Source organism: Micromonospora sp. NPDC047074 (genome assembly GCF_040643815.1).
In the GTDB taxonomy this organism is placed as follows: Bacteria; Actinomycetota; Actinomycetes; order Mycobacteriales; family Micromonosporaceae; genus Micromonospora.
This window is the reverse complement of the sequence record NZ_JBEYVB010000027.1, coordinates 33,261-49,614: the sequence shown is the minus strand read 5'-3', so window position 1 is coordinate 49,614 and position 16,354 is coordinate 33,261. Positions and strand designations below refer to the sequence as shown.

The following is a 16,354-nucleotide window of genomic DNA, read 5'->3' as shown; positions in this document are numbered from 1 at the left end:
CCGAATACCGGTACCTCCATCGATGAAGGAGTCACATCCCGTGGGTGAAATGTCCGACACCGGGCGCCTGGTCCTGCTCGGCGCGCCGCTCGGCAACCCCGCCGACGCCTCCGCCCGCTTCCGCGAGGTGCTCGCCGCCGCGGACGTGGTGGCCGCCGAGGACACCCGCCGGCTCACCCGGCTGGCCCGGGACCTCGACGTCACCGTGGGCGGCCGGATCGTCTCCTACTTCGAGGGCAACGAGGAACGACGTACCCCCGAGCTGGTCGACGTGCTGGCCGCCGGCTACCTGGTCGCCCTGGTCACCGACGGCGGGATGCCGAGCGTCTCCGACCCGGGCTACCGGTTGGTCCGGGCCGCCCTGGATGCCGGCGTGCCGGTCACCGCCGCGCCCGGCCCGAGCGCGGTCACCACCGCCCTGGCGCTGTCGGGCCTGCCCTGCGACCGGTTCTGCTTCGAGGGCTTCCTGCCGCGCACCGGCGGCGCCCGCCGGTCCCGCCTGCGGGCCCTGGCCGCCGAGGAACGGACGCTCGTCTTCTTCGAGGCGCCGCACCGGATCGCCGCCGCGCTCGCCGACCTGGCCACGGCGTTCGGCGCCGACCGGCCGGCCGCGCTCTGCCGCGAGCTGACGAAGACGTACGAGGAGATCGTCCGCCGTCCGCTCGGCGAGCTGGCCGACTGGGCGGCCGAGGGCGAGCCGCGCGGCGAGATCACCCTCGTGGTGGCCGGCGCGCCCGAGTCGACGCCGGAGCGGCCCGACGACGACACGCTGCGGGCCGCCGTCGCCGCCCGGGAGGCCGCCGGGCTGTCCCGCCGGGACGCGATCACCGAGGTCGCCACGGAGCACGGCCTGCGCCGTCGCGACGTGTACGGCGTCGTGCACTCCTGACCCGCCGAGCGCCACCGGGGCCAGCCGCCGCCGGGCCGGGCGGCGGCCGGCCGTCACCAGGCGGCGACGAGGAAACCGACCGTGATCACCAGCGGTCCGGCCAGCGCGCCGGTCACCGCCCAGCGGCGGGCGCGGGGGTCGGCGAGCCGGGTCGACCCCGTCCAGCGGGCGACCCCCGCGCTGCAGCCGAGCACCACCAGCAGGCCGATAAGCCAGCGCAGGTGCGCGGCCGGCCCGGTGTCGGCGTACGCGGTGCCGCCGTCCGGCCCGGTCATCCGGGCCGGCAGCGTCGTGCCGGGCGCGGTGCGCTCCGCGGCCACCCCGCTGACCCGTACGCCGTACGCGGTCCACGACCCGTCCGCGGGGACGAAGTTGCCCAGGCAGCGCTGGGTGAGCCCGTCCCCGGTGCAGTCGCCGATCACCACCGTGCCCCGCGTGGCATGCCCCACCGCCAACCAGAACGGCCCGGCGCTCACCCAGGCGAAGAACGCCGCGACCAGGCTCAACGCCAGCAGCGCGGCCAGCCCCGGCAGCGGATCCGGCGGATGCGGGGTGCGCCTCGCACGCCGTCGCGCGGCTCCGTCCCGGGCCGACCGCTGCCGCTCGTGCGGCGGCTCCTCCCGGATCGGGGTGCCGTCCCAGTGCACCACCTCGATCGGTGGCCAGTACACGCCGCCGTCGCCGTCGGGCGGGCGCTCCTCGCCGCCACCCGGCCGGTCCGGTTGCTCGTCGCCGTCGGCGGGGTCCCCGCCGGAGGGGCGCCAGCGGTTCGGCTGCCGGACGGGGACCCGGCGCGGCAGGGCGTCGACCGGTGCTCCGGTCGTGGGCTCCAGCTCGACGGCGGGCGGGTGGGTCGCCGCAGGCTCGGCGGGCTCCGGCGGCGGCTCCGGCGACGCGGTGGCCGGGACCGGTCGGGGATGCGGCGCGACAGCGCCACGCGGTGCCCCCGCCCGGCCGCCCTCCGGCGGGCCGGCGGGGTGGTCGTCGCGGTCCCGGGCCGCTTGTCTGCCAGTCACGACGTCAATTGCACCCCGTCGGGTGTGCGCAAATGGGCAGTTCAGGCCGCGTGTCGGCGACAAATCGGACCAAATGTCCGGGTCGGCCCGGCCGGGCAGCTCACTCGCGCGCCCTATTGGTTCGCGGTCACCGCGAGCGGGTCACTAGGCTTGCTGGTCATGAGTCACGTTCTCGCGGCGGTCGCCTGGCCGTACGCCAACGGCCCGCGCCACATCGGCCACGTCTCCGGTTTCGGCGTTCCCTCCGACGTCTTCAGCCGGTACATGCGGATGGCCGGCCACGACGTGCTCATGGTGTCGGGCACCGACGAGCACGGCACCCCCATCCAGGTGCAGGCGGACGCCGACGGGGTCACCCCGCGCGAGCTGGCCGACCGCTACAACCGGGTGATCGTCGAGGACCTGCACGGCCTCGGTCTCTCCTACGACCTGTTCACCCGCACCACCACCCGCAACCACTACGCGGTGGTGCAGGAGCTGTTCGAGGGGATGTACCGCAACGGCTACATCGTCCCGAAGACCACCATGGGGGCGATCTCCCCGTCCACCGGCCGGACGCTGCCCGACCGCTACATCGAGGGCACCTGCCCGATCTGCGGCTACGACAGCGCCCGCGGCGACCAGTGCGACAACTGCGGCAACCAGCTCGACCCGATCGACCTGATCGACCCGAAGTCGCGGATCAACGGGGAGACCCCGAAGTTCGTCGAGACCGAGCACTTCTTCCTCGACCTGCCCGCGCTGGCCGACGTGCTGCGGCAGTGGCTGGACACCCGCGAGGGCTGGCGGCCCAACGTGCTGCGCTTCTCCAGGAACCTGCTCGACGACCTCCAGCCCCGGGCCATCACCCGCGACCTGGAGTGGGGCGTACCGATCCCGCTCGACGGCTGGCGGGACCGCCCCGACAAGCGCATCTACGTCTGGTTCGACGCGGTGATCGGCTACCTCTCCGCCTCGATCGAGTGGGCCCGCCGCTCCGGCGACCCGGAGGCCTGGCGGAGGTGGTGGTCCGCCGACGGGGAGGGGAAGGACGCCCGCGCCTACTACTTCATGGGCAAGGACAACATCGTCTTCCACTCGGTGATCTGGCCGGCGCTGCTCTCCGGCTACTCGGGCGAGGGCAGCCGGGACGGCGCGCCGGGCGAACTGGGCCGGCTCAACCTGCCCACCGAGGTGGTCTCCAGCGAGTACCTGACCATGGAGGGGAAGAAGTTCTCCTCCTCCCGCCGGGTGGTCATCTACGTCCGGGACTTCCTCGAACGCTACGACGCCGACGCGCTGCGCTACTTCATCGCCGCCGCCGGCCCGGAAAGCAACGACACCGACTTCACCTGGGCCGAGTTCCTGCGCCGCAACAACGACGAACTGGTCGCCGGCTGGGGCAACCTGGTCAACCGGTCCATCTCGATGGCGGCGAAGAACTTCGGCGCGATCCCGCCGGTCGACCCGGCCGGCCTCACCGAGGCCGACGAGGCGCTGCTCGCGGTCGCCCGGGCCGGCTTCGCGACGGTCGGTGACCTGATCGCCCGGCACCGGCAGAAGCAGGCGATCGGCGAGGCGATGAAGGTGGTCGCCGAGGCCAACCGGTACCTCTCCGAGCAGGCGCCGTGGAAGCTCAAGGGCGAGGACGAGAAGCCCCGGATGGGCACCGTCCTGCACGTCGCCCTCCAGGTGGTCAGCGACGCCAACACGCTGCTCACCCCGTTCCTGCCGCACTCCGCGCAGCAGGTGCACGAGCTGCTCGGCGGCACCGGCGTGCACGCCCCGATGCCGGTCATCGAGGAGGTCGAGGACCTCGACGGCGGGCCAGGCTACCCGGTGCTGACGGGTGACTACTCGGTCGGCGCGCGCTGGGAGTCCGTGCCGCTGGAGGCCAACCGGCCGCTGGCCGCGCCGAAGCCGGTCTTCCGCAAGCTCGACCCGTCGATCGTCGACGAGGAGCTGGCCCGACTGGCCGGCTGATTTGCCGCACGCGACGGGCGCGACCCCCGCGCGGGGAGTCGCGCCCGTCGTCGTACGCGTCAGGCCCGGGCCATCGCCGGTGCCCCGATGAAGTCCATGATCGCGTTGTTGACCTCGGTCGGATGCGTCCACGGGATGCCGTGGGGCGCCCCCTTCAGCGTGATCAGCTTGGCGTTGGGCAGCATCGGCGCGAGCCGCTGACCGGTCACCGGGTACGGCAGCACGTTGTCCTTGTCGCCCTGGACGATCAGCACCGGGACGTCGATGTTCGGCAGGTCGTTGCGGAAGTCGGTCTGCCAGGCGTCCACGCAGTCGTGCGTGCCCTTCGCCGAGGCCCGCGCGCCGATCTCCCAGTGCCCCCGGAAGGCCTCCTCGCTGACCAGCTTGCCCTTGTTCTCGTCCCAGTTGAAGAAGTTGTTGCAGAACTGGGTGAGGAAGGCGAAGCGGTCGTCGATGATCGCCTTCTGGAAGCCGTCGAAGAGGCTCTTCTCGACCCCCTCCGGGTTGTCGGAGGTCTTCAGCAACATTGGTGCTAGCGGCGCCAGCAGCACCGCCCGGTCGATCCGCTGCGAGCCGTAGACGCCCAGGTAGCGGGTCACCTCGCCGGTGCCCATCGAGTGGCCGACCAGGATCGCGTTGCGCAGGTCCAGCTCCGTCATCAGCACGTCGAGATCGGCCGCGAACGTGTCGTAGTCGTAGCCGAAGCTGGGCTGCGCCGAGCTGCCGAAACCCCGCCGGTCGTACGTGATCACGCGGTAGCCCGCCGCGAGCAGCGGGGTGCTCATCTTCTCCCAGGTCGCCCCGTTGAACGGGAAGCCGTGGATGAGCACGACCGGCTGCCCCTGGCCGTGGTCCTCGTAGTACAGGTCGATCGGGGCCGAGTTCTCCGTCCCCACGGTGATGAAAGGCATGCGCGTCTCCTGGTCACGTGACGGTCGGACGCCCGCGCTTTCCCACCCCGTACGCCGTTATGCCCCCGCCGGGGGACGCACCACGCAGTCGCGGTGCGTCCCCCGGCGTCGTCAGGGCTGCACGTAGAAGCTGTACGACGTGCTGTCCGTCCAGGTTCCGTCGGCCAGCCGGCCGCGTACGGTCATCCCGTAGCCGGTCGGGTGCGGCGGCGTCCAGGTGACCGTCGCCGTGCCCCCGGTCGCCGGGACGAGGCGGGGCTCGTCCTCACCGACCTGGTACTCGAACTCGACGATGCCGGCAGTGCCCCCGCTGAAGGTGAACCGGCCCGCCTGACCGGCGCCACCGCTCCACTGGCCGGCCGGGTACTCCGTCGAGGCCACCAGCGGCGCGGTGCCCACCAGGAAGACGTACTCGGTGACCGGGGAGAGCGTCCCGTCGCGCAGCCGCTGCCGCACGTAGAGGGTGTTCGTCCCGTTCCGGTCGGGCGTGATGGTCACGTCCGTGCTGGTGCTGTCGGTCGCGGCGGCCACCGTCTGCTCGGGGCCGTCGTTGATCCGGTACAGGTACTCCGCGACGTCCGGGTGGAGCTCGGAGTGGAAGCGCAGCCAACCGGGCACGCCGATGCCACCGCGGGGGGACCACTGGCTGTAGTAGCCGTACACGTTGACCTTGTCGCTCTTGACGATGAACGTGTACATCCGGGTCTGTGACGTGGTCCCGTCGGCGCCGTGGCTGGTCACGTCGAGGGTCGTGTAGCCCGAACTGCCGGGCGTGTACGTCACGCTGGCCGTGCCGTCCGCCGCCGCGTCGACGGTCTGCTCGTCGCCCCCGTCGAATCGGTAGGTGTACCGCTGGACCCCGGGCAGGCCCGGCCGGAAGGCGAACGTGGCCTCCCTGCCGACCCGCCCGTCGCTGCTGTCGCTGTCGTACGCGGACGACGTCACCACCGGGCCGGTCCAGACCTGGAACGGCCAGACATTCGGCGGGGACAGCTCACCCGAGGCGTACCGGGAGCGGACCGTCACGGACCGCTCGCCGGCCCGGTCCGGGGTCCAGGTCACCCGGGCCGACCCGTACTCCGCCGGCACGGTGCGCTCGGCCTCTCCGTCGAACTGGTAGACGTACTCCGTCACGTCCGGCATCGCCGTGTCGAAGTGGAACCCGATCGGGAGCCCCACCCCGTCGCGGCGCGGCCAGACCACCAGGTCGCCGGAGTACACGGAGGGCTTGTTGTCGATGACCGAGAACCCGTACGACGTGGTCACGGAGACCGTGCCGTCGGCGCGCTCCGACCGGACGTTGAGCTGGTACCAGTCGGCCGCGGGTGGGGTCCAGGCCAGGGTGGCCGTGCCGTCCGCCGCCGCGGGCACCCGCATCTCGTCGTCGTAGTTGAACGAGTAGCGGTACGCCACCACCTCGGTGGTACGCGGGCGGAACGTGAATTGTCCCTCCCGGCCCGCCACGCCGTCGCGGTCCCAGGCGAAGTCGGTCGACTCGACGGTCGGCGCGTCGTCGACGTGCACCGTCTGCTGCCGGGCACCCGAGAGCACGTCGCCCACGTACGCGGAGACCGTCAGCCGGTACTGCCCGTTGGCGGGGAACGTCACCCGCACACTCGCGGCGGCGCCCTCGGCCGGCACCCGGACCTCGGCGTCCTCGTTAAGGCGGTAGCCGAAGGAGGTCACCCCGGCGACCGGCGAGCCCATGGTCAGCGTGCTCGGCAGGCCGGGGCCCGCCACACTCACCTCGACGGACGGCTCGGTGTACCGGACCCAGAATTCGTACTCGCGCGGCGGCGAGCTGTTGCCGACCGCATCCACCGACGAGACGGTCATGGTCATCGGGCCGCTGCGCCGGGGGGTCCAGGTGAGGACGGCCGCGGCACCGGGGGCCGGGGCATCGATCCAGAGGTTGGTCCCCTGGTTGGGGTCGTAGTAGCGGTAGCGGACGACGTCCGTGTCGCCGCCCGCGTCGAAGCGGAACCTGCCCGGCACGCCCGGCCCCCCGGAGGCCTGGTCGCCGCCACCGGCCGGGTACTCCGCGGAACTCACCTGCGGGGCCTGCGCCGGCGCCTGCCGGTCAACCCGTACGTAGCAGGGGGCGGCCCACTCGGAGGTGCCGTCCCCGTCTCCGGCCCGGGCGGTCCAGGCGAGCACGGTGCCATGCGGATAGCTCGACAGGTCCCAGTCCGTGCGGAACTGCTGGCCGCCGCCGTAGCCGCTGCCGCCCCGCTCGCGGCGCTGGTCCGGCTGGTCCACCGGCCAGGCGGCGAAGGTGACGTCCGCCCGGTCGTTCTGGTCCGGCTCACTGGCGTTCGCCGCGAAGGTGGCGTATCCGCCGCCGACGGTGACCGGGTTGGCGGCGTCGCCGCAACCCCGGTCAGGGTAGACCGACAGCCCGCCGACGGTGGGCAGGCCGTTGTGCTGGACGTTGAGCGTCGGCCGGTAATAGAACCAGCGGCTGAGCTGCTGTTGCCGCTCGGCCTCCCCGCTCAGTCGCATCTCCAGGTGGAGCGTCGTCTCGCCCCGGGCGAGGGTGGCCCGGACCGTGTCGGCCAGGTCCTGCACGAGGTAGCCGGGGCACTCCTGGCCGGCGCCGGCGCTCATCGTGCCCAGTTTTTCTAGCTCCGCCGGCGGGGTCTTCCAGGAGTTCCCGTCGGTGAACGCGGCGGTACGCCACAACTCGACACCGGTGCTCCTGGTGCAGTCGGTGACCTGCCTCTCGCGGGCGACGAGGTCGGCGTCGAGCAACTGCCGGCCCGTCAAGCCGCCGAGGTCGATGGAGAAGTAGAAGCGGGAGGTGTGCGCGTTCTCCTCGTCGTCCAGCCAGCGGCCGACCGGCGCGTCCGTCTGGGTGCCGACGATCGCGCCGTGGGGTCTGGTCGAGTCGGTGTACGCCCAGCTCGACGCCGGGATCTGGCTGTAGTCGTATGCCTGTGCGACGGTGGGGACGGCGAGTGCGCCGCCGGTCGCGACGGTCAACGCCGCGGTGGCGGCGAGCACCCTTCGACGAAACACAGTGGATTAACCTCCGGGAGGGCTTCAGCGTGGATCACGCTGGCAGCGGCCACGTTAGCCATCGACGGCCCCCCCTGCTGTCCCGAACCGGGGACGATCAGCCGGTGCCATTTCCCCCGTCCGGGCAGGGTTCATCGCTCAGAGCGCGTACGGCAGCTCCACCACCTGGTCGTCGGTGACCTCGCCCGCGTGCGCCCACGCCTCGTAGACGCCCCGTTCCTGGCACTGCGCACCGGTCTGGGCCACCGCGTCCGGATCGGGCCGCCGCAGGCGCAGGCGCAGCCAGCCGGACTCCTCCCGCAGCACCAGACACGGCGCGCCCCGCCAGTCGACCAGGCGCAGCCGGCGGGCCGCCCAGTGCACCGGATACCGGGCGGCCCGGGTCATCGCGAGCACCCGGAACCCGCCGGGCAGGTCGGCCACCGCCTCGTACTCGCCGTCGGCGTAGCCGCCGACCAGTTGGGTGGAGCGGGGCGTCTCGCCCGTCGGCACGTACTCCTGGTCGGGGGACAGACCCGGCACCGCCGCCAGCAGGTGCCGCCACTGCGGGCCGACCATGCGCAGCCAGCCGCGCTGCTCGGCCTGGTAGCTGTAGAGCACCACCTCCGCGCCGTCGGCCGGGTAGGCGAGCAGGGTGGCGTTCGCCGGCATCGGCAGGTCGGCGAAGTCCCGGGTGACGAACTCCGGGACGAGCTGACCGCTGCTGGGCACGAAACCGGTGCCGAGCACCGCCCCGCCGAGCCGGTCCCGGGGCGCCAGCTCGGTCAGCCCCCGGTGCGCCGCGCCGACCGGCACGTCGTAGTCGCCCGGGTCGGCGGCCCGCCACCGCAGCACGTACGTCACGTCACCGCCCTCGGCGCCGCCCGTGCCGTCGGTGCGCAGCACCCTCGTCGCCGACGGGGTACGCAGGTGCGCCACGTCGTGCTCCCGGTAGCAGAACCCGTGCGGCAGCCAGCCGCGCACGTACCCGGCGAGCTGCCGGGCGGAGAGCACCTTGACCATCCGGGTGCCCCGCCGGATCACCGCCGAGGCGCGCACCGCTGCCAGCGTCGGATCGCCGGCCGCCGCCGGCTGCTGGCTGAGCTGCTGCACGTACGACCAGCCCCGCTCCCGGTGCAGCGGCACCAGCATCGGTGCCTCCGCCTCCTCACCCGGTGCTGCCGCCGGCTGCACGGCGGTGACCTCGGTGACGTGCACGAACCTGCGCCACGGCAGCGTCGAGCCGGGCCGGGGCGCCCACTCGAAGCCCGGCGCCTCCTCGGCGCCGAACAGCTCGTACGCCGCGCCCCGGGCGATTTCCTCCGCCGGGTACACCGTGCCCCCGTACGTCACGTGAAGGCCGTTTCCGCTGGTCTGGGGGATGAGCGTCACCCCGAGGACGCTAGGCGCGACAGATGCCGTCCCGGTGAACAGCCGGTGGCGTCCCCGGAACACGGGCCACCACCGGTGTGTGATGCTGGCCCCGATGAGCGAGCCCACCGAAACCCGCAAGCAGCGCGCCGCCCGCCGGGCGGGGGAGTTCCCGCCCGCGCCCGAGCCGCTGCCGCACCCCGTGCTGGACAGCCACACCCACCTCGACATCACCGTCAGCGAGGCCGGCGTACCGCCGCTGGCCCCGCAGTCGCAGGCAGCCGGCGGCCCCGCCGACGACCCGGTCGCCGTGGCCGTGGCCGTCGCCGCCTCGGTGGGCGTCGACCGGCTGGTGCAGGTCGGAGTGGACGTCGCCTCGTCCCGCTGGGGCGCGGACGTCGCCGACACCCACCCGGCCGTGCTGGCCACCGTGGCGCTGCACCCGAACGAGGCCCCCCGCCTGGCCGACCTGGACGAGGCGCTGCGTGAGATCGAGGCGCTCGCCGCCCGGGACCGGGTACGCGGGATCGGCGAGACCGGAATGGACTTCTTCCGCACCGGCGACGAGGGCCGCGCCGCCCAGGAGGAGAGCTTCCGGGCGCACATCGCGATCGCCAAGCGGTACGGCAAGGCACTTGTCATCCACGATCGGGAGGCGCACGCCGACGTGCTGCGGATCCTCGACGACGAGGGCGCGCCGGACACCGTGGTGCTGCACTGCTTCTCGGGCGACGCCGGCTTCGCCGCCGAGTGCGTCCGCCGGGGCTACCTGCTCAGCTTCGCGGGGACGGTCACCTTCGGCAGCGCCCGGGAGCTGCGCGAGGCCGCCGCGCTGACCCCGGTCGAGCAGCTCCTGGTGGAGACCGACGCGCCCTACCTGACCCCGATGCCGCACCGGGGCCGGCCGAACGCCTCGTACCTGATTCCGCTGACCGTACGGTCGCTCGCCGAGACGACCGGCGCGGACCTGGACCACCTCTGCGCCACCATCTCCGCCACCGGCGACCGCACCTTCGGCCCCTGGTGAAAGGAAGGGCCCCTTCCTAACGCATAGCGTTAGGAAGGGGCCCTTCCTTTCACCTACAGCGGCCCGCATAGGCTACGGGGTGTGACCGGTCTCCTCGGCCCGGCGGAGATCCGGGAACTGGCCGCCCGGCTGGGCGTCACCCCCACCAAGAGGCTCGGCCAGAACTTCGTCCACGACCCGAACACCGTCCGGCGCATCGTCACCGCCGCCGGACTGGCCCCGGACGACGTGGCGCTGGAGGTCGGCCCCGGCCTCGGCTCGCTCACCCTCGCCCTGCTCCCGGCCGCCGCGCACGTGCACGCCGTGGAACTCGACCCGACGCTGGCCGCCGCGCTGCCGGAGACAGCCGCCCGGCACGCGGGCGACGACGCCGCGCGGCTCACCGTGCACCACGCCGACGCGCTACGCGTACGCGCCGCCGAGCTGGCCGAGCCCGCGCCGACCGCGCTGGTGGCCAACCTGCCCTACAACGTGGCCGTACCCGTGGTGCTGCACCTGCTCGCCGAGCTGCCCAGCCTGCGGCACGGGCTGGTGATGGTGCAGAAGGAGGTCGCCGACCGGCTCGTCGCCGGCCCCGGCTCCAAGGTGTACGGCATCCCCTCGGTCAAACTCGCCTGGTACGCCTCCGCCCGTGCCGCCGGAAAAGTTCCGCCGAACGTCTTTTGGCCGGTGCCGAACGTCGACTCCGGACTGGTCGCCTTCGCCCGCCGCGAGCCGCCGCGCGCCGACGTACCCCGGGAACGGGTCTTCGCCGTGGTGGACGCGGCGTTCGCGCAGCGCCGCAAGACCCTGCGCGCCGCGCTGGCCGGCTGGGCCGGTGGTGCGGACCGGGCGGCCGCCGCCCTCACCGCCGCCGGCGTCGACCCCGGCGCGCGGGGGGAGTCGCTCTCCGTGGAGCAGTTCGCCGCCATCGCCGCGTCGGCTCCGGCCGCCCCGTCCGCAGCCCAGTAGGCTGACGCCGGTGCCCGCCGAGGAGGAGCTGATCGTGGAGAAGCCGTTCGACGTCCGCCTGCGCCCCCGGGACAGCGCCCGGTGACCGAGGCCTGGGGACCGGACGGCGAGGACGACCAGCCGCGACGCGGCGCCAGCGGGCCGGTCCGGGTGCGGGTGCCCGCGAAGGTCAACCTGCATCTCGGGGTGGGCCCGTTGCGCGACGACGGCTACCACGAGCTGAACACCGTCTACCACGCCATCTCCATCTACGACGAGCTGACCGCCCGCCGGGGCGACACGCTCACCCTCACCATGGAGGGCGAGGGCGCCGGCGAGCTGGCCCTGGACGACACCAACCTGGCCATCCGGGCGGCCCGCGCCCTCGCCGGCCACGCCGGGGTGCCACCGCACGCCAGGCTGCACCTGCGCAAGCAGATCCCGCTGGCGGGCGGGCTGGCCGGGGGCAGCGCCGACGCGGCCGCCGCGCTGGTCGCCTGCGACGCGCTCTGGGGGACCGGGCTGTCCCGCGACGAGCTGGCCCGGATCGCCGCCGACCTCGGCTCCGACGTGCCGTTCCTGATCCATGGCGGCACGGCCCTCGGCACCGGCCGGGGGGAGACGGTCAGCCCCGTGCTCGCCCGGCCCACCACCTGGCACTGGGTGGTGGCCGTCGCCGACGGTGGCCTCTCCACCCCGGCCGCCTACCGCGAGCTGGACCAGCTGCGTGCCGCCGGCACCGCCGGCGAGCCGCTGGGCAGCACCGACGCGCTCTTCGCCGCGCTGCGGCAACGGGACCCGCGGGTGCTCGCCGCGACCCTCGGCAACGACCTCCAGGACGCCGCCCTGGCCATGCGCCCGTCGCTGGCGGCGACTCTGAAGGCGGGCGAGGCGGCCGGCGCACTGGCCGGCATCGTCTCCGGCTCGGGGCCGACCTGCGTCTTCCTCGCCACGGACGCGGCCGACGCCGACCGGATCGCCGCCGAGCTGACCGCCGCCGAGGTGTGCCGCGAGGCCCGCACCGCCCACGGCCCGGTCCCCGGCGCCCGCCCCACCTGACCCCTCCGCCCCCCTCCCCCCGCCCGCCGTCTCTTCTCCGCGATCTTGCACTTTTGGCCCTCAGTATGGGTGGAATGTCTCCATTGTCGGGGCATCAAGTGCAAGATCGCGGGGGCTGCGCTGAGGGCAGCGCGGGGGGTGCGCGGGGGCAGCGCGGAGGGTGTCGCGGGGGACTGCGGCGGAGGGCCCGCGTGGGGTGGGGGGTGGGGTGGTCCGCGTAGGGTGGGGGGCTCGGGCGTCCCGGTGCCGATGGGCACAGGGGCGCTTTGATCATGGGAGGTGAGGTCGTGGCCAACATCGTCAACCTGGACCGGGTGTCCAAGGGCTACGGCGCCGCCGGGCCGCTGCTCACCGACGTCTCGCTCGGCCTGGACGACGCCGACCGGATCGGCGTGGTCGGCCTCAACGGCGCCGGCAAGTCCACCCTGCTGCGGCTGCTCACCCGCATCGAGGAACCGGACGACGGGCGCGTCACCCACCGCCGCGACCTGCGGGTCTCCTGGCTGCCGCAGAGCCTCCAACTCGCCCCCGACGCCACCGTGCGGGACGTGGTGCTCGGCACCGCCTGGCTCGACGAGAGCATGGGCGCCGAGCACGAGTGGGCCGGCGACGCCGGTGTCCGGGCCATCCTCGACGGCCTCGGCATGCCCCACCTCGGCCTCGACCAGCCGGTCGGCCCGATGTCCGGCGGCGAGCGGCGGCGGGTGGCGCTGGCCGCGCTGCTGGTCCGCGAGTCCGACCTGCTGATCCTCGACGAGCCCACCAACCACCTCGACGTCGGCGGGGTCGACTGGCTGGCGAAGTACCTTGTCGGCCGCAAGGGCGCGCTGGTCGTGGTCACCCACGACCGGTGGTTCCTCGACGCCGTCTGCACCACCACCTGGGAGGTCGCTGACCAGACCGTCCGGGCGTACGAGGGCGGCTTCGCCGCCTGGACGCTGGCCCGCGCCGAACGCGAACGGGTCGCCGCGGCCACCGAGGCCCGCCGGCAGAACCTGCTCCGCAAGGAGATCGCCTGGCTGCGCCGGGGGCCGCCCGCCCGCACCTCCAAGCCGCGCTTCCGGATCGAGGCGGCCAACGCCCTCATCGCCGACGTCCCGCCGGCGCGCGACACCATGTCGCTGCAACGGCTCGCCACCGCCCGGCTCGGCAAGCAGGTGTACGACCTGGAGCAGGTCACCCTGCACGCCGGTCCCAAGGAGATCCTGCGCGACGTCACGTGGCAGGTCGGCCCCGGCGACCGGATCGCCATCCTCGGCCGGAACGGGGCGGGCAAGACCACCCTGCTGCGGCTGCTGGCCGGGATCACCCGCCCCGACGGTGGGCGCTTCGCCACCGGCTCGACGGTGCGGCCGGCCTTCCTCTCCCAGGAGTTGGCCGAACTCCCCGGGCACCTGCGGGTGCTCGAAGCGGTCGAGGAGGTGGCCCGCCGGGTGCAACTCGGCGACCGGGAGGTCTCCGCCGCCCAGCTCGCCGAGGTCTTCGGCTTCGACGACCGGCGGCTGTGGACGCCGGTCAGCGACCTCTCCGGCGGCGAGCGCCGCCGGTTGCAGATGCTCCGGCTGCTCGCCGGGGAGCCGAACGTGCTCCTCTTCGACGAGCCCACCAACGACCTGGACACCGACACCCTCGCCGCGCTGGAGGACCTGCTCGACTCCTGGCCCGGCACCGTCATCGTGGCCAGTCACGACCGGTACCTCATCGAACGGGTCACCGACGTCGCGTACGGCATGTTCGGCGACGGGCGGCTGGTGCACCTGCCCGGCGGCGTCGACGAGTACCTCGCGCGGGCCGCCGGCCAGCCCGGGCCGGTGGCGTCGGAGGCGAGCCCCACGATCGACTCCGGGGCTCCCGCCGCGACCGGCATGTCCGCCGCCGAGGCGCGGCAGGCCCGCAAGGAGCTGGCCCGGCTGGAACGGCAGGTCGCCAAGCTGGAGCAGAAGGAGGCGGCGTTGCTCGACCAGCTCGCCGCGCACGCCACGAACTACGCCAAGGTGGCCGAACTCGACGCGCAGCTCAAGGAGCTGCGGGCCGAGCGGGAGCGGACCGAGGAGTCCTGGCTGGCCCTGGCGGACGAGATCCCGGCGATCTGAGCCTCCCGTGGCCGCGACGCCGCCACGGGAGGCCCCCGTGTGCGGCGTCACACCTCGACGTGCGGGACAATCGTCGGCGACCCCTCACCCGAACGGCGTTGGAGACTCAGACATGGCCCACACCCCCGTCAACCACCCCGCGCGGCCGGTCTACCGGGCGATCGGCGGGCTGACCGGTCTGTACCTCGTGGCCTTCGGCGCGGTCGGCGCCATCGCGAGCGCCGGCAACGAGCTCTTCGCCCAGGACGACACCCAGGTCCTCGGGCAGGGCACCAACCTCGGTTTCTCGCTGCTCAGCGCGCTGCTCGGGGTCGTGGTACTGGCCGGCACCGCGATCGGCCGCAACATCGACGTCGCGATCAACCAGTGGCTGGCGTACGCCCTTATGGTGATCAGCCTCGGCGGTCTCGCCTTCATCCAGACCGAGGCCAACATCTTCAACTTCAGCGTCTTCACCGTCATCGTGCTGATGGTGGCCAGCCTGATCCTGTTGATGGTCGGCATGTACGGCAAGGTCGGCACGGACGAGGAGCAGGAGGCCTGGCAGAAGGCCCGCCTCGTCCTCTGAGTGGTTGTGGGGTTTTCGCCGGAGCCCGACCTGCGCAGGGATCGAGCCTGACGCCCGGAGCAGGTCGGGCTCCGGCGAAAACCTGTCGTGGTCCCGCTCCGTCCGGCCTGTCGCTGCCCGGTGGAGTGGGATCCTTGTGGTTGTGCCTGTTGTCCGGCGGTTTGGCGGACGGCCGACCTCCTCCGGGGGACAATCAGGGTGAATGTCCTGATTGGTGGAGGGGTCATGCCGCACTTTCCCGTGAACCACCCGGCGCGACCGGTCTACCGGGTCCTCGCCGGTCTGGTGGGGCTCTACATCCTGGTCTTCGGCGTCTGGGGCGTCGCCCTGACGTGGGGCGACCCGCTCTTCGACCGGGGCAGCAACTGGGCGCTCGGCCTCCGCACCAACCTGGCCTTCTCGCTGGCCTCCGTCGTCTTCGGGGTCGTGCTGATCATCGGGGCGTCCCGGCGCAACAACCTCGGCCACTACATGAACCTGACCGCCGGGGTCGTCTTCCTGGTGACCAGCATCCTGATGATGTCCGTGCTCCAGACCGACGCCAACTTCCTCAACTTCTCGATGTCCACGGTCGTCGTGTCGATGTTCTTCGGCCTCCTGCTGCTCGGCACCGGCCTGTACGACAAGGTCGGCACCCACGAGCACGCCGAGGAGGAGCGGCGGCACCGCCACCACCCGGTCTCCGAGGCGCACGGCCGCTGACGCCCCGGATGCCGGAGCGGCCGGCCCGGGAGCGGTTCAGCGCCCCCGTACCGTGATCAGGCCCGGCTTCGCCTCCAGGTGCGACAGGCCGTTCCAGGCCAGGTTGACCAGGTGCGCCGCCACCGTCTCCTTGCGCGGCTTGCGCACCTCCAGCCACCACCGACCGGTCAGTGCCACCATCCCCACCAGCGCCTGGGAGTAGAGCTCAGCCAGCTTCGGGTCGTAGCCCCGGCTGGAGAACTCGGCGCCCAGGATGTGCTCCACCTGGTGTGCCACGTCGTTCATCACGCTGCTGAAGTTGCCCGTCGCCGACAGCACCGGCGACTCCCGCACCAGCACCCGGAAGCCGCTGGTCTCCTCCTCGATGTAGGTCAGCAGGGCCAACGCCGCCTGCTCCAGCAGCTCACGCGGATGGCCGGCGGTCAGGGCCGTGGTGATCCGGTCCAGCAGGGCGCGGACCTCCCGGTCCACCACCACCGCGTAGAGCCCCTCCTTGCCGCCGAAGTGCTCGTAGACCACCGGCTTGGAGACCTTCGCGCGGGCCGCCACCTCCTCGATGGAGGTGGCGTCGAAGCCGCGCTCGGCGAAGATCTCCCGGGCGATCGAGATCAGCTGCTCCCGGCGTTGGGCCGCCGACATGCGTACCCGGGAGGAGGGCTTGGAGACCGCGGCGGGAACCGCCCGCCGCCGGCGGGTCGTGCCGTCGCTGCCTGGGGCATCCGCCATGTCGTCGTCACTCCGCCGGCGCCCGTTGACGCCCTGTCGTGGGATGCTGCCGCCGCTGCTCCCGTTTCCCTCGGTCACCCGGCCATACTGTCAGGCACCCCCG

The 16,354-nt window shown here is 73.1% G+C and carries 13 protein-coding genes; 8 read left to right on the top strand and 5 right to left on the bottom strand.

Annotated features, from left to right (window positions below; genetic code table 11):
- Nucleotides 1-40 precede the first annotated feature (40 nt).
- Nucleotides 41-889, top strand: coding sequence for a 16S rRNA (cytidine(1402)-2'-O)-methyltransferase (gene rsmI, locus ABZ809_RS24850; protein ID WP_357564990.1), 849 nt, complete (start codon nucleotides 41-43; stop codon nucleotides 887-889).
- Nucleotides 890-942: 53 nt separating this feature from the next.
- Here the strand turns inward: rsmI and ABZ809_RS24845 are convergent, their stop codons facing one another.
- The gene (locus tag ABZ809_RS24845) at nucleotides 943-1,905 is read right to left on the bottom strand and encodes a hypothetical protein (protein ID WP_357564989.1); all 963 of its coding nucleotides are present in this window, start codon (nucleotides 1,903-1,905) and stop codon (nucleotides 943-945) included.
- A gap of 159 nt (nucleotides 1,906-2,064) precedes the next feature.
- On the opposite strand from ABZ809_RS24845, the gene metG reads away from it, so the two are divergent.
- Nucleotides 2,065-3,867, top strand: a complete 1,803-nt coding sequence (gene metG, locus ABZ809_RS24840; protein WP_357564988.1) for a methionine--tRNA ligase — start codon at nucleotides 2,065-2,067, stop codon at nucleotides 3,865-3,867.
- 59 nt (nucleotides 3,868-3,926) lie between these two features.
- Here metG and ABZ809_RS24835 read toward each other — a convergent pair whose 3' ends face one another.
- The 3 genes from ABZ809_RS24835 to ABZ809_RS24825 form a co-directional block, all read right to left on the bottom strand.
- Entirely contained in the window at nucleotides 3,927-4,778 is an 852-nt protein-coding gene (locus ABZ809_RS24835; RefSeq protein ID WP_357564987.1) for an alpha/beta hydrolase, read from the bottom strand.
- 111 nt (nucleotides 4,779-4,889) lie between these two features.
- Nucleotides 4,890-7,796, bottom strand: coding sequence for a hypothetical protein (locus ABZ809_RS24830; RefSeq protein ID WP_357564986.1), 2,907 nt, complete (start codon nucleotides 7,794-7,796; stop codon nucleotides 4,890-4,892).
- Nucleotides 7,797-7,934: 138 nt separating this feature from the next.
- On the bottom strand, nucleotides 7,935-9,167 hold the full coding sequence (locus tag ABZ809_RS24825) for a hypothetical protein (RefSeq protein ID WP_357564985.1): 1,233 nt from the start codon (nucleotides 9,165-9,167) through the stop codon (nucleotides 7,935-7,937).
- A gap of 82 nt (nucleotides 9,168-9,249) precedes the next feature.
- Between ABZ809_RS24825 and ABZ809_RS24820 the strand changes: the two genes are divergently transcribed.
- From ABZ809_RS24820 to ABZ809_RS24795, 6 genes are all read left to right on the top strand, one after another.
- Complete coding sequence (locus ABZ809_RS24820) at nucleotides 9,250-10,173, top strand: TatD family hydrolase (protein WP_357564984.1); 924 nt, start codon at nucleotides 9,250-9,252, stop codon at nucleotides 10,171-10,173.
- An 81-nt stretch (nucleotides 10,174-10,254) separates the two neighbouring features.
- A complete protein-coding gene (rsmA, locus tag ABZ809_RS24815) occupies nucleotides 10,255-11,124 on the top strand; it encodes a 16S rRNA (adenine(1518)-N(6)/adenine(1519)-N(6))-dimethyltransferase RsmA (protein WP_357564983.1) in 870 nt (289 codons plus the stop codon).
- 81 nt (nucleotides 11,125-11,205) lie between these two features.
- A complete protein-coding gene (locus tag ABZ809_RS24810) occupies nucleotides 11,206-12,162 on the top strand; it encodes a 4-(cytidine 5'-diphospho)-2-C-methyl-D-erythritol kinase (protein ID WP_357564982.1) in 957 nt (318 codons plus the stop codon).
- A 287-nt stretch (nucleotides 12,163-12,449) separates the two neighbouring features.
- Nucleotides 12,450-14,255: an ABC-F family ATP-binding cassette domain-containing protein gene (locus ABZ809_RS24805; protein ID WP_357564981.1), complete on the top strand. Its 1,806-nt coding sequence runs from the start codon at nucleotides 12,450-12,452 to the stop codon at nucleotides 14,253-14,255.
- 112 nt (nucleotides 14,256-14,367) lie between these two features.
- Nucleotides 14,368-14,823 carry a DUF4383 domain-containing protein gene (locus ABZ809_RS24800; protein ID WP_357564980.1) on the top strand — a complete coding sequence of 152 codons (456 nt, stop codon included), beginning with the start codon at nucleotides 14,368-14,370 and terminating at the stop codon, nucleotides 14,821-14,823.
- A 225-nt stretch (nucleotides 14,824-15,048) separates the two neighbouring features.
- Nucleotides 15,049-15,525, top strand: coding sequence for a DUF4383 domain-containing protein (locus ABZ809_RS24795; protein WP_357564979.1), 477 nt, complete (start codon nucleotides 15,049-15,051; stop codon nucleotides 15,523-15,525).
- A gap of 36 nt (nucleotides 15,526-15,561) precedes the next feature.
- Here the strand turns inward: ABZ809_RS24795 and ABZ809_RS24790 are convergent, their stop codons facing one another.
- Nucleotides 15,562-16,251: a TetR/AcrR family transcriptional regulator gene (locus tag ABZ809_RS24790; protein ID WP_357565031.1), complete on the bottom strand. Its 690-nt coding sequence runs from the start codon at nucleotides 16,249-16,251 to the stop codon at nucleotides 15,562-15,564.
- Nucleotides 16,252-16,354: the final 103 nt, after the last annotated feature.